The organism is Limnobacter sp. MED105 (genome assembly GCF_000170915.1).
In the GTDB taxonomy this organism is placed as follows: domain Bacteria; phylum Pseudomonadota; class Gammaproteobacteria; order Burkholderiales; family Burkholderiaceae_B; genus Limnobacter.
In genome coordinates, this window is the sequence record NZ_ABCT01000024.1 from 16,497 (window position 1) to 29,403 (window position 12,907).

At 50.7% G+C, this 12,907-nt stretch carries 11 protein-coding genes, 1 tRNA gene and 1 pseudogene; 6 read left to right on the top strand and 7 right to left on the bottom strand.

What is annotated here, in order from left to right:
- Positions 1 to 13: 13 nt before the first annotated feature.
- The 4 genes from yjgA to LMED105_RS14905 all read left to right on the top strand — a co-directional run bounded on the left by yjgA (position 14) and on the right by LMED105_RS14905 (position 2,157).
- A complete protein-coding gene (gene yjgA / locus LMED105_RS14890) occupies positions 14 to 568 on the top strand; it encodes a ribosome biogenesis factor YjgA (protein WP_198006871.1) in 555 nt (184 codons plus the stop codon).
- Positions 565 to 1,170 carry a molybdopterin adenylyltransferase gene (mog, locus tag LMED105_RS14895; RefSeq protein ID WP_008252883.1) on the top strand — a complete coding sequence of 202 codons (606 nt, stop codon included), beginning with the start codon at positions 565 to 567 and terminating at the stop codon, positions 1,168 to 1,170. The genes yjgA and mog overlap by 4 nt, the downstream gene beginning before the upstream one ends.
- Entirely contained in the window at positions 1,167 to 1,832 is a 666-nt protein-coding gene (locus tag LMED105_RS14900; protein ID WP_008252884.1) for an alpha/beta hydrolase, read from the top strand. The genes mog and LMED105_RS14900 overlap by 4 nt, the downstream gene beginning before the upstream one ends.
- A gap of 70 nt (positions 1,833 to 1,902) precedes the next feature.
- A complete protein-coding gene (locus tag LMED105_RS14905) occupies positions 1,903 to 2,157 on the top strand; it encodes a DUF3717 domain-containing protein (protein ID WP_008252885.1) in 255 nt (84 codons plus the stop codon).
- Between the two features lie 19 nt (positions 2,158 to 2,176).
- Here the strand turns inward: LMED105_RS14905 and LMED105_RS14910 are convergent, their stop codons facing one another.
- A complete protein-coding gene (locus LMED105_RS14910; RefSeq protein ID WP_008252886.1) occupies positions 2,177 to 3,508 on the bottom strand; it encodes a PcfJ domain-containing protein in 1,332 nt (443 codons plus the stop codon).
- On the opposite strand from LMED105_RS14910, the gene LMED105_RS14915 reads away from it, so the two are divergent.
- Positions 3,507 to 4,310: a crotonase/enoyl-CoA hydratase family protein gene (locus LMED105_RS14915; RefSeq protein ID WP_008252887.1), complete on the top strand. Its 804-nt coding sequence runs from the start codon at positions 3,507 to 3,509 to the stop codon at positions 4,308 to 4,310. The genes LMED105_RS14910 and LMED105_RS14915 overlap by 2 nt on opposite strands.
- 45 nt (positions 4,311 to 4,355) lie before the next feature.
- On the opposite strand, the gene LMED105_RS14920 is transcribed toward LMED105_RS14915, so the two are convergent.
- A complete protein-coding gene (locus LMED105_RS14920) occupies positions 4,356 to 4,781 on the bottom strand; it encodes a hypothetical protein (RefSeq protein WP_156799727.1) in 426 nt (141 codons plus the stop codon).
- A gap of 390 nt (positions 4,782 to 5,171) precedes the next feature.
- Here LMED105_RS14920 and LMED105_RS14925 point away from each other — a divergent pair, with 390 nt between their 5' ends.
- Positions 5,172 to 6,662, top strand: a complete 1,491-nt coding sequence (locus LMED105_RS14925) for an OmpP1/FadL family transporter (protein ID WP_156799728.1) — start codon at positions 5,172 to 5,174, stop codon at positions 6,660 to 6,662.
- Here the strand turns inward: LMED105_RS14925 and LMED105_RS14930 are convergent, their stop codons facing one another.
- From LMED105_RS14930 to LMED105_RS14950, 5 genes and pseudogenes are all read right to left on the bottom strand, one after another.
- Positions 6,663 to 8,093 carry an efflux transporter outer membrane subunit gene (locus LMED105_RS14930; RefSeq protein ID WP_008252892.1) on the bottom strand — a complete coding sequence of 477 codons (1,431 nt, stop codon included), beginning with the start codon at positions 8,091 to 8,093 and terminating at the stop codon, positions 6,663 to 6,665. It lies immediately after the preceding gene.
- Positions 8,090 to 11,217 (bottom strand): annotated as a pseudogene (locus LMED105_RS14935) (efflux RND transporter permease subunit). The gene LMED105_RS14930 and the pseudogene LMED105_RS14935 overlap by 4 nt, the downstream one beginning before the upstream one ends.
- On the bottom strand, positions 11,214 to 12,293 hold the full coding sequence (locus LMED105_RS14940) for an efflux RND transporter periplasmic adaptor subunit (RefSeq protein WP_198006872.1): 1,080 nt from the start codon (positions 12,291 to 12,293) through the stop codon (positions 11,214 to 11,216). Before LMED105_RS14940 ends, LMED105_RS14935 begins: the two are co-directional and overlap by 4 nt.
- Before the next feature lie 191 nt (positions 12,294 to 12,484).
- Complete coding sequence (locus LMED105_RS16725) at positions 12,485 to 12,760, bottom strand: hypothetical protein (RefSeq protein ID WP_156799729.1); 276 nt, start codon at positions 12,758 to 12,760, stop codon at positions 12,485 to 12,487.
- 3 nt (positions 12,761 to 12,763) lie between these two features.
- Positions 12,764 to 12,839 (bottom strand) — tRNA-Glu (locus LMED105_RS14950).
- Positions 12,840 to 12,907: the final 68 nt, after the last annotated feature.

The following is a 12,907-nucleotide window of genomic DNA, read 5'->3' on the forward strand; positions in this document are numbered from 1 at the left end:
AATGCTGCCAAAAATGGCTAATATACAGCCCATGGAACCAGAAAACGAAAAACAGGGCGAGTTTGAAGAATATGATCGCCCCAGCAAGTCCTCGGTGAAGCGAGACATGCTGGCCCTGCAAGATTTGGGCAAAACCTTGTGCGAAATGCCCTACGACAAAGTCAAACGGGCACCGATCGGAGAACGCCTGCTTCTCGAAATCGCTGAATTTCACAAATGCAAATCATTTGGCGCAAAAAAACGCCAAATGCAGTTCATTGGCAAACTGATGCGTGATGAAGAACATGAGGAAGTTCAAGCCTGGGTGAACGGCGAAACCGTAGAGCAAAAATTGAAAGTGCTGCACTTGCATGCGGCCGAGCAATGGCGTGATCGCTTGATTGAAGAGCCGAGCCTGCTGGCTACGTTCATTGAAAGTTATCCGGCCGCCGCGCGCGAGAACCTGAACCCGATTATTCGGCAAGCCGTACAAGAGCGCGCGGCAAAAAAAGCCCCACGAAATTTTCGACAGTTGTTTCAGATCATTTATCGTTTGATCGAAGAAAAAGCCGAGGAAGATGAAGCATGACTTTTGACGCTGTAAAAATTGGCTTGGTGTCGGTCAGTGACCGTGCATCTGCTGGTGTTTATCAGGATCAAGGCATTCCTAGCCTTAAAACCTGGCTACAAAACGCATTGCAGAACCCGATTGAGTTTGTCGAGATTTTGATTCCCGACGAACAGACCGAAATTGAAAACGCCTTGAAAAAACTGGCTGACGAGCACCAATGCAATTTGATTTGCACCACAGGTGGCACCGGCCCAGCCAAACGCGATGTGACACCTGAGGCGACACTGGCCATAGCTCACAAGGAAATGCCTGGCTTTGGCGAGCAAATGCGGCAAATCAGCCTGCATTTTGTACCCACGGCGATATTGTCGCGACAAGTGGCTGTAATTCGAGGTGAAAGCCTGATTCTGAACTTGCCAGGCCAGCCTAAAGCCATCGCTGAAACCCTGGAAGGTTTGAAAGACAAGGAAGGCAATAGCCTTGTGAAAGGTATTTTTGCCGCTGTGCCCTATTGCATCGACTTGATCGGTGGCCCTTACATGGAAACAAATGAAGCTGTGATCAAGGCGTTTCGCCCGAAGTCTGCACTGCGAAAACCCGCTGAAGGAAGTACACAATGAGCGAAAAAATCGAATGCGTCATCGTTGAAACGGGTCCCCAACCCTCTGGCTGTGTGATCTGGCTTCATGGTTTGGGTGCAGATGGTTACGACTTTGTGCCGATTGTCAAAGAGCTTGAGCAAATGGGTTTGCCCAACACCCGCTTTGTATTTCCCCATGCGCCAAAAATCCCGGTCAGCATCAATGGCGGTTATGTCATGCGCGCTTGGTACGATATTAAGAATGTCGATTTGCAACGCCAGGAAGATGAAGGTGGAATACGGCAAAGTCAGGCAGCCATTGAGCAATTGATCGACGACCAGATTGCATTGGGTTTCAAGCCTGAGCAAATCGTACTGGCCGGTTTCTCACAAGGTGGCGCAATTACTTACCAGCTTGGCTTGCGCACACGGCACAAACTTGCAGGGTTAATTGCCTTGTCCACTTACCTGCCTTGTGAAAACGCGCTGGATGCTGAGTTAAACCCGATTAATCTGGGCGTTCCAGTGCTGGCCGCGCACGGCGAGCAAGACAACATCGTTCTCATGGAGCGCGGTGAAAAAGCGGTCAAGTTGCTGCAAGACAAGGGTGTTGAAATTCAGTGGCACACTTATCCAATGGCCCATTCGGTTTGCGGTGAAGAGGTGGTGGAAATTGCCAATTTCTTAAAGCGCGTACTCTGACTTTTTACTGTATATAAAAACAGCTTTTTGGTTTATACTTGAGTTCAGGAATAACCAAGCAGGTGTAAATATGCCAGCGCAAGCGCAACAGCAAATTTCCATTATTGAACTTGAGCGCGCAATCAATTATTGGCGCTCAAAATACCCGTCATCCCGAGACACCATGACACTCTGTCCCCAGGCTGCTTGTCTGGCCGAGTTGTATGCACGGATGATCATTTTTCAGGCTCACGACATTTCGATTGCCGAGTTTTCTGCAAAAGCCAGGAAAGCGTTGCGTGAAGCTGAAGAAGCCTACGCAGGTCAGCACAATCAGGCCGCTTGAATTCAAACAAGACTCCAGCTTAATTCGCACGACTTAACAACAGGTGAGCAGCGCTCCATAACTGACTTGAAACCGGCGCATTGCATGGCCCTTTCAACTGACTGATTTGCCAAGCGTTGGCGCCCACCCGTCGCAATTCAAGCGTGCCACGTTGTGGGGTGTGTCCCTTGATCTGCAAGTGAAAAATACAAATGTCGCCCGCCATGCAACGGTCGATGTAAGAAGGCACGCAATGGTGCATTTTTTTGGCCTCGCTTAGCAAAGCATTCAACGAGTTCAATTCAATAAACTCAATGTTTTCACCCAAACTGCCCATGCCCAGAATTTCGGGCCAAAATACGTTCTGACGCCCCAGGTCCAAGTCAAGTTCAATCAAATGCCAATGTGCCTGGCGGGCCATTAGGGTGTCATAGGTCCAGTTTCTAGAAATAATCACCGGGCGTTTGGTTGCGCTGGCTGCACTGCCAAGCAACCAGTCTGCAATCAACGGGAACTCCTCCAATTCAAGTTCCCTTCGATGTTCAAGCTTCAAATTGCTCTCACGGCGCTCCAGCGCTAGCCGGGTTCCCCTCAGAATATTCAACGCTGCAACCGTGTTCAAATTCTCGTGATTGCGCCTGAGCCACGTACTCAGACCACCAAAACCCAGCAAGGCTGCCGTTTGCTTGTCTACCCAGGAAATCGGGATTTTTCGATCCAGTGCAGCGTGAAAGTTTGCCCAGCTCAAGTGATTTAGTTGCCCCCAGTTGATTCGGGCGATATAGGCCGTTTTTTGACGTGTTAACCACCGCCATGTTTGCTGATTTATACCTTGAGCCAGCATACGGTTTTTGACCAGCTGCCAGTTGGGCAAATTACTCCACATGCCGCGGTCTTGAGCCAACAATGGTGCCAAAGAATGATTCTCGTCCAGCCTGTCCTGAAGCACGGATTTAAATGCAGCCACCTGGCTTAAATCAAGCAAGGTGGTGTGTTTGGGGACAATTCGCAAAGCAAGCTTAAACACACCGGCACCGTAGCGTCGGCGAATTGCGCTGGTCCACGCCCGCTGAATGTCGTTCAGGCTGGCGGCTTCAAGCGGAAAGTCAAGCTGAGTACCAACCAAACTATCAGGAACCTGAATGCTTGGTGGGGCCTGCCACAATGAGCGCATCAAATCCGCTTTCAAATTCCATGCTGCTTCATCCGACAACACGACAAGACAAGACTCAGCCAGTTTTGCGCGGGCTTTCATGCCCCATTCAAAATAAAGTCCGGTTCGAGTGCTCACCAAACGCGCAGGCAGCCGCAGCGACTTAACTCGCGGTATGCTGGTGGCTGTGTTCAATTCAAAATCTAACAAAGGGCGCATGATGGACAGCAAAACAGAAGAACCCGTCAACATCGAGATCTTACAGCAAGGCGAGATCTGGAAGATTTCCATCAATCGGCCCGAAGCTCGCAACTGTGTTGATCGATACACCGCCGATCAGCTTGAAAAAGCATTTCAATCGTTTGAAACCGATGCGACAGCACGTGTTGCGATCCTCACAGGGGAAGGGGGCAATTTTTGCGCAGGCGCTGATCTGAAAGCTGTTGCGTCAGGTGACCCCAGTCGCGTGAACCGTATGGAAAGACATGGCGCCGGCCCCATGGGAATCAGTCGAATGGAACTGAGCAAACCAGTGATTGCTGCGGTGTCTGGCTACTGCGTGGCGGGTGGACTGGAGTTGGCCGCTTGGTGCGATCTGCGCGTGACCGACAACACAGCAGTGTTCGGTGTATTTTGTAGACGCTTTGGTGTGCCATTGATCGATGGCGGAACAGTGCGTTTGCCACGCCTGATTGGTCAAAGCCGGGCAATGGATATGATCTTGACTGGTCGCCCTGTCGACGCTGTGGAAGCCTTTTCATGGGGTTTGGCCAACCGGCTGGAAAAAGAACGCACAGCCCTGGAGGGTGCAATCGAGCTGGCCGGTCTATTGTGCAAACACCCACAAACCTGCATGCGCAATGACCGGCAAAGCGTGCTGACTCAATGGGGATTTGGTGAACGTGAAGCACTTGAGGAGGAGTTTGAGTTTGGGTTAAACACTCTCACATCGGGTGAAACTGTTGAAGGCGCAACCGCATTCAAGGAAGGTTCGGGTCGGCACGGCGAGACTGTTCAATAATCGTATTCAGAGCGTCTAGAGATCAAGACTTCTCATCCCACCGGTTCAATTCAAGCTGACGATAACGCCAAACTGTGCTGAATTCGAAACACGGCGTGAGTCAGCTGCAGTTGAATACGTGCTGGACTCCACGCCAAAGAACCAATTGGCCAAACCACCGCGATTGGTGAGTAAATACAAACCTTGACTTTCGCTGTTCAGCGTTGCGCTGGACAAGCGGCCAGGGGTGTAAACAAGACTTAAATTTTCCTGAAGTGAAACCTGCAGACCGCCGTAAATCGCCTTGATTGAGGAATCTGCTTGTGTTTCGGAAACGACTAAACCTGCTTTGGATTCGCTTCGCTTGTTTTGAACAACCGTGCCCTCATCTACCAGTACACCTTTGAACAAATTGACTTTGCCCAACAGGCTCGTTAATGATTTTTTTGTGTCTTGATTGGTAGAAGGTACGATTTCACGTTTGGCAAGCATTCCGCTGGCTTTCAATGCAAGCGGTTCCGCGGCACTTGAGGCCCCGAGATAAAAACATCCTGTTGACATAACAAGTGCCATCAATGCCAGCTGTTTTGAGCCAATACGCGTCATGACACTCCCCTTCCATACAGAATATTACTTACTTCAATTAACGATCACCTTGAGTTTTACTGCATTGCATGATTGGACTAACCCCATTGTGGGTGGGTACACGTTTGAGGTGAAGAATCAAGCCCCAAGCCCATTTTTAGAGTGACCAATCTACTTCAATACTTGAAAGTAACATTTTTTAGCTTTGGTGATACACTGAAATGACTACATAAAAGTCACTACTTCGAGCTACTACAACTCGCAAGTGCACTGACCACAATACCGGAGACAATACCAATGCATTCTTCTGCTCGAAGGACGGATTCCCTTTTCCCATTGACCCGTGTAGCCACTGCAACACTGCTGAGTTTGGCCTATTGCAACTTGGCCCATGCAGGTGGTACGGCATTTGACGCCACGAGCATCAGTGCAATGGGAAATGCATCGGCAGGACAGGCCGCCGAAGCGGGTGATGCATCGGTTTTGTTTGCCAACCCAGCCGCCCTTACACGCTTTAAACGTGCTGAATTGACTCAAGGCGCGGCTGTTATTGCAATCGGCACGGATTACACATCAACACAAAACAATGATGGTGCAGACTCTGGCGCACCACAAGGCCAAAACGGCCAAGTGTTTAGTCGTAAAGACGGCTACGATGCAGCAGCGCTTGCCCCCAATCTGTTTATTGCCATTCCAATCAACGAGAAACTGGTGATGGGTTTTGGTGCATCCGCCTCTCATGGCTTGGTGATTCACTACGATGAAAACTTTCCGGGACGCAATCAGGGTCGTGACATCGATTTCAAAGTGACACGTTTAAATCTGGGTTTTGGTTACAAATTAAGCCCTACTTTGTCCTGGGGCTTGAACGGATCGTATGAGCGTTACTTTCAGTCTATCAAGTTGAAACTGAATTACCGTGAAGCTGTGGAAGCCTTGGCCCCTGGTTCTGCAGCACTTCTTGAGGGCCCTGCTGGCGCACTGATTGGTGCACCACCCATTCCCGGTGAAAGCAATGCGGGTTTGCGCATGTTTGGGTGGGCTTTCAATGCACAGCTGGGTGGCCTGTGGGAGCCTACAGAAAACACTCGAGTGGGTATTTCATATCGACCAAAAACCGAATTCACGGGTAACCGTGGCAAATTCAAGCTCGACGATTCGCCAGAACAAGCTGCGTTTCGCGCTTTCCTGAATAGCGACAGCCTGATCAATAATCTTGCATTTGGCGCTTTAGGTGTGAATGGTCCTCAAGCCGCCGGGGATTTGGCACCAGAGCAAATCATCAAACAGGAAATTTCTCTGCCCGATGAGTTGCGACTCTCCGTGTTTCACCATGCCACACCCAAACTGGATTTGATGGCCACCTACACGCGCCAGGATTTCTCGGTGACCACCTTGAACTTCGTGCGCGAAAGCAATGGTAGAACCCTTGAAAACATTCCACAAAATTTTGTCGCGGCAGAGTCTTACAGGGTTGGCTTGAATTACAAGTTGTACAAAAGGCTGACCTTGCGGGCGGGCTATGCAATTGAAAACAGCGTTATTGATGATGCCACCCGAATCACGATTTTGCCGGACAGCGATCGGCAGTATTTCGCATTTGGTGGCCAGTTCGATTTAAGCCGTGACACCAGCATTCACTTTGCATACCAAAAACTGGACACAGATCCCGCGCCAGTTGGCAACAACACCGGAATAACACCAGCCGAAGTGCGAGGTGGCGACTTTCAGGGCAACGTGCAACTGGACACTCACTTTTTTGGTATTGGTTTCACCGAGCGGTTTTAATTACGACTGCACTCCCAGCGCACGGAACAAACCAGCAATCAAAGTTGCATAATTGGTTTGTTCCGTGGCCAAAGCCTGTTCAGCATTTGCGTAAACACGCTGCGCATCGACTACATCCAGAAAGCTCACCAAGCCAAGTTGATAAAGGGCATCCGCCTGCTCAAAACTCCGTTTACTCGAGACAACAGCTTTGCCCAGCGCGGTTTGCCGTGAAGACGAAGACTCAATTGCAGTCAGTGAATTTTCAACCTCTTGGGTAACTACCCTCAGTACCTGCTCATACTCAGCCAAGGCACCCTCAGCACGAGCCACGGCTGCGTTCAATCGAGCATCTCGTGTCCCACCGTCGTACACAACCTGGTTTAACAAGGCCGCGAGGGACCCTATTAAAATGCTGGTAGCCGGATTTGAATTGATCGCAGTGCTGCCAATTTGTATGTTGGCCATTAATTCAATACTGGGGTAAAAATCAGCTTGCGCCACGCCTACATCAGCGGCGGCTTGGGCAAATCGGGCCTGCACCAATTGAACATCCGGGCGTGCTTGAATCACCTGAAAAGGCACGCTCACCGGAATGCCCAGACCATACTCCGGTAAATCGCCTTCGGGCTTGAGCAATTGCTCGTAAGCCCCGGGAAATTGACCGCTTAAAGTGGCCAAACGGTGACGAGAATCTTGTAAAGCCTGCTGCAAGGGAGCAATACTCGCTCGCAGGTTCTCCACGGATGTTTCTGCCCGTCGAACGTCCAGCTCGGGCGACAAACCACTTTCAAATCGAGCCTGAACAATCGCAAGCGTTTTTTCTTGCAATTCAACGGATTCTCTGAGCATTGCCAATTGTTTTTGATTACCACGCAAACTCAAATATTCTTGGGCAACCGCCGTACTGGTTTCAATAATTTGCGCCCGCAAACCGGCCTGCTCTGCCATTAAATTGGCAGCCGCCGCACGAACTTCATTCTCCACCCGGCCAGCCAAATCAATGGGCAAAGTAAACCCCAAACCCAACAAGGCGCTGCGCTCATCCCGCGCATTGTTACTGCCAGTACTGCTGGAAGTATTGTTGTCTCGATCTGATTTTTGGCCACTGACTTCAGCATCCAGTTCAACCAATAAAGAGTCCCCAGCCTCACTCAGCTCAAGAAGCGCACGGGCCTCTTTCACCCGCGCAGCAGCGGCAGCAATTTGAAAATTGTTTTGTATGCTTGTGCTTACCAATTCATTCAGAACTGGATCATTAAACCCCTCCCACCAACGTACTCCCGCCACTCCAGCGTCTTTCACACTGCTCAGATTCTGAAGAATATCTTGAGCAACAAATTGTTCAGGCGGTTTCGTTTCAGTCGAGGGAAGCTTTGGCGTAGTAACCGCGCAGGCGGATAAAAATACGAAAGGTAAAACAACACCGATTATCTGGGTGGCGAGCCTCATGCTTTGACCTCCACCTTTTTCGCATTTGCCTCGTAGTCTTCAATTTCTTTGTCCAACAACTCTGCTGCATGCGCCCTCGGCCGCATGAATGGCGCAATAAAACTGTAGCCCATGGGTGCTAGGTACAAGGTAAACAACGTGGACAATCCCAAGCCGCCCAAAACAACCCAGGCAATCGCCTCGCGTGCCTCTGCACCGGGCCCTGAAGTCAGCACCAATGGAAGAACCCCCAACAAGGTAGAGAGCACAGTCATCGCAATTGGACGAAGTCGCATCCGTGCGCCCTCCCGAATCGCAGATTCGATGCTGTGCCCTTCATCACGCAGTTGATCCATCAGTTCAACCAGCAGAATCGCATTTTTGGTCATCAGGCCAATCAACAACACCAAACCAATTTGACTGAATAAATTCAGCGACTGGTTGGTAATTAAAAGAGCAAACACTGCTGCTGCTAACCCAAACGGCACAGTAAACATCACCACCAAAGCACTACCAACACTTTCAAATTGAGCGGCCAACACCAAGAACACCACAATCAGTGCGACTGCGAAGGTGATCAGCATTTCATTGGAGGTTTCTTCGAGGGTGGCGGCTTCGCCCAAAAAGATCAAAGTGGCCGAAGAAGGCAAAGTACCGTCTGCAACCGCACGTATTTGCTGCATGGTGGTGCCCAGGTCGGTACCCGGCGGTATACCAATGTTCAGTTCGACTGCCCTGCGCTGCGCATGGCGGTCAAGTTCTGCGGCCACACCACGTTCTTGCACCTTGATCATCGAGGCCAAAGGTACAAGCTGCCCGGTGTCACTGCTTGTGTAAATGTTCAACAAGTCAAACGGTGAATTCAAGCTACCATTGCTTGAACCAAGCATGACGGGAACCGCTTGGTCTCCAACACTCAAATCAAGCAATTGGTATTCATCAGCCATGATCTGCAAAGTTTGAGTGACCCGGCTCACCGGCACCTGCAAATCACTGGCCTTCTCGCGATCGATTTCAAAGCCAAGTTCAGGCTGGGAGGTGTCATATTGAACACGCACATCTTGAACAACATCAATTTGCTTGATCAAGGCATCAGCCAGTAAATCAGCATTGTTGGCCAGTACATCGTAATCATCGCCCAACAAGGCAATTTGCAAACCGCCACCCCCTCCTCGAATGTTCAAGCTGCTTTCATTTTGAAAGCGCACTTGCGCGCCGGGAATACTTGAAAGTTCCTTGCTCAACTTGGCTGCAAGTTCCTGTTGAGTGGTGTCACGCTCCCCCCAGTCTGCCAAATTGGCTTGTATGGCAACTCGGTTCTTGTCGTACCGCCCCACGATGGTGAACATATCGGTGATCAACCCTTGCGCTTGATAGGGCCTCATGATGTTCTCTGCGATCTGCCCTTGTCTGCCACTGTATTCGAGTGAAGCACCGTCCGGGCCTGTGAAATCCACCACCAAACGCCCCCTGTCTTCGGGGGGTACCAGTTCTTGATTCAACAAGGTAAATGTGAGGCCACCAGCAAGGGCAATACCCAAAAACACAAACAGAAACACCAAACGATGCTTCAGAAACCCATCCAGAGTACGAAAATAAGCGTTCGCAATTCGATCACCAAAATGTTGTAGTGAGCCCATGAATCGAGCAGTTTGACCCGTAGCAGGTGCATCGTCCTTCAACAGTTTTGCAGCCAGCATGGGGCACAAGCTCAAGGCAACAAAAGTACTGATAATTACGGACATGGACAGAACCATGCCGAACTCCCTGAACAGGCGCCCTGTTTCACCCGGCAAGAAAGCGATGGGCAAAAACACCGCCACCAGAGAGGCAGTGGTGGCGATTACGGCAAAGAAAACCTGTTGCGTACCCAACACGGAAGCCACTGTGATACTTTCACCCAGCTTTTTGCGACGCTGAATGTTTTCAAGCACCACAATGGCGTCGTCGACAATCAAACCTGTGGCCAATACCAAGGCAAGCAAGGTCAGCATGTTGACCGAGAAGCCGGCCAACCAAATTGCGGCCAGAGTGCCGACCAGTGACACCGGCATGGTTACCGCAGGAATTAGCACTGCCTTCCACTGCCCCAAAAACAAGGCAATCACGACAAGCACCACCACCACTGCAAACACCAATGACATCAATACTTCTTGCAAGGCACCTTTGATAAATACCGAGTCGTCGGAAATCATAATAACTTGGAGGTCTTTGGACTGCGCATTGATTTCTGTCATGCGTTTTTTGACATCGCTGGCAATGGCGATGGTATTGCCACCCGCCTGGCGTAACACGCCCATACCCACCACGGCCCTGCCGTTCAGCAAAGAATACGATTCAGCTGACATGGGGCCATAGTAGACCTCCGCCACATCGCGAACCCGCACGCCATTTTTGATCAATATGGAATTAATCGCTTCAGTATCGATGGTGGAGGCGTTTGCACGCACCAATAGTTCCTGCTTGCCGGAAAGATAGCTTCCTGCAGGTACATCAAGATTCATGGTTTCAAGGCTGGCCAGCACGTCAGTGGCCACCATGCCATAGCGGGCCAGTTTGCGGGGTCCAGAAGCACACGTAACACGCGTGGTTGGCTACCATTCAATGGCACATCAGCCACACCGTCGATTGAAACAAAAGCTGGCACCAAATCGCGCTCAACTCGTTCGGCGAGGTCTTGCATCGCCAGGGTATTGCTGTATACGGCAAGCTGAACCACAGGCCTTGCGTCGTCGTCGGCTTTGATCACCAAAAGTTGATCCAGGTTTTCTGGCAATTGGTTGGTAATTCGGCTGACAGCCTCCCGGACATCATTCGCAGCCACGTTGACATCAACATCGGGTGAAAACTCCATGCGTACACGCATATTGTTTTCTTCACTTGAACTTTGAATTCGCAACACCCCAGAAACCCGGGCCACCGCGCCCTCAACCTTGGAGGTCACTTCAGCATCCATTGTGGTGGGGGAAGCCCCTTGGTAAACCGCCCTAACAACCACCACAGGCCTGTCAATGTCGGGCAACTCACGCACCTCGACTCCAAACATACTGACAACACCAGCCAGCATGATCAGCAAATTCAGCACCACAATCAACACGGGTCTTTTCAGACCCAGTGCGGTCAACCCGTCGGTGGCGCGACTCATTGCAAGGGGTCCTCGACTTGCTCGACGACTACGCCTTCTGCAAGCCGCAAACCGCCCTCGACCACCACAATTTCACCCTCCTTGATATTGCCATCAAGAAACACTCGACCTTGCCGGCGGTCCGCCACACGCACGTTTTCACGATCCGCTTTTCCGTCACGTATCATCCAGACATAAGAGCCTTCCCGATCCCATTGCAAAGCAATTTCGGGTACTGAGGCCAGCATTTGACCTTTCACTGCCATTTGCACTGAAAACGACATGCCGGGCCTTAGCACATCGTCAGGATTGCGGATATTTGCCCGAACCCGCAGTGACCTTTTTTCCGCATCCAGGCGACTGTCCAAAGCGACCACGCGTGCTTTGAATTCCTGTCCCGGTACTGAGGGTGTGCTGGCAATTACCTCAATCTGATCCAGATTGTTGGCGTTCAATTGTCCGACCAATGCCTCCGGCACATCAAAATCGACGTAGATGATTTCGCGGGAATCAACTCCCGTAATTAATAAGCCCGGACCGATACGCTGACCAGGATCAATGTCGGTAATTCCGACAACACCCGAAAAAGGAGCTCGAACTTGATGATTGGAAATGGCAAGCTTTGCCTGATCAACAGCCACTTGGGCAGCCTCATAATCGGCTTGGGCCGAATCGACCTGGGTTTGTGGTACAGCACCCTTGCCTACCGCTTGTTTGTATCTGTCTAGTAAACTTTTGGTGTTCTTCAGTTGTACTTCAGCAAGCCGAAGCGCGAGCTGTTCTTCTCGATCGTCTTGTTGAACCAGCAGGTCACCCTTGTTGACTTTCTGCTGTGGCTTGAACAAAACCTGAGTAACCTTTTCGTCAACGATTGCAAACACTTCAGCAGATTTGTCAGCCCAGCCGGTTGCAATTGCACCAAACGTACTTGCGGTTGACTCAAGCTTCACCACCTCGACCAACACCTTGGGTGCGGCGCCTTTGCTGCCCTGATTGGGCGCATTGGTCGACTGATTGCCAAGCAATGTTTGAGAGACCGAGTAAGCGGCTCCTATCAGGAGCACGAGAACGAGAAAATAAACCAGACGTTTAATCAAGCCAGAGGCTCCACTGCAAATGCGACGAGAAAGGTTATCACGTATGAAAGTACCCTCAACCAGACCAAAGTGCAGTGAATAAGTTCGGATCTACCCCAGTTGTTGGGGTAAACGATAGGGAACTGGGGGGCAATGAAGAACAGTTACAGGACGCTTGGAGGGTCAGCGTTTTTGTCGACTCATTCGCAGAATTACTCGTCGAGTTCCTCATCGTCATCGCTGACCGCATCAATTCCAGCTTCAACAACCGCGCCTGTGACCTTAATACCCGTTGACACGACAGCGCCAGTGATTGAAATGGCAGCGCCCACTGTGGCGCTTGCAACTGCGCAACCTTGAATAAATGGCAAGGCAATTACGGCCAGCGAGAAAAAAACTGCTTTGTTCAAGTTCGGACCCATGGTCACCTCGCAACCGTAAATAAAAAAACGCTTCTTACCCTGTGGGTAAGAAGCGTTTTCTGCCAAATTTGGCATCCCCAACCGGATTCGAACCGGTGTTACCGCCGTGAAAGGGCGGTGTCCTAGGCCTCTAGACGATGGGGACCTAAAACCGTGTGCTTTGGTGGAGGTAAGCGGGATCGAACCGCTGACCTCTTGCATGCCATGCAAGCG

Coding starts and splice junctions, on each gene's coding strand:
- mog (WP_008252883.1), top strand. CDS start 565: ATGACTTTTGACGCTGTAAAAATTGGCTTGGTGTCGGTCAGTGACCGT.
- LMED105_RS14915 (WP_008252887.1), top strand. CDS start 3,507: ATGATGGACAGCAAAACAGAAGAACCCGTCAACATCGAGATCTTACAG.
- LMED105_RS14910 (WP_008252886.1), bottom strand. CDS start 3,508: ATGCGCCCTTTGTTAGATTTTGAATTGAACACAGCCACCAGCATACCG.
- yjgA (WP_198006871.1), top strand. CDS start 14: ATGGCTAATATACAGCCCATGGAACCAGAAAACGAAAAACAGGGCGAG.
- LMED105_RS14930 (WP_008252892.1), bottom strand. CDS start 8,093: ATGAGGCTCGCCACCCAGATAATCGGTGTTGTTTTACCTTTCGTATTT.
- LMED105_RS14925 (WP_156799728.1), top strand. CDS start 5,172: ATGCATTCTTCTGCTCGAAGGACGGATTCCCTTTTCCCATTGACCCGT.
- LMED105_RS14920 (WP_156799727.1), bottom strand. CDS start 4,781: ATGCTTGCCAAACGTGAAATCGTACCTTCTACCAATCAAGACACAAAA.
- LMED105_RS14900 (WP_008252884.1), top strand. CDS start 1,167: ATGAGCGAAAAAATCGAATGCGTCATCGTTGAAACGGGTCCCCAACCC.
- LMED105_RS14905 (WP_008252885.1), top strand. CDS start 1,903: ATGCCAGCGCAAGCGCAACAGCAAATTTCCATTATTGAACTTGAGCGC.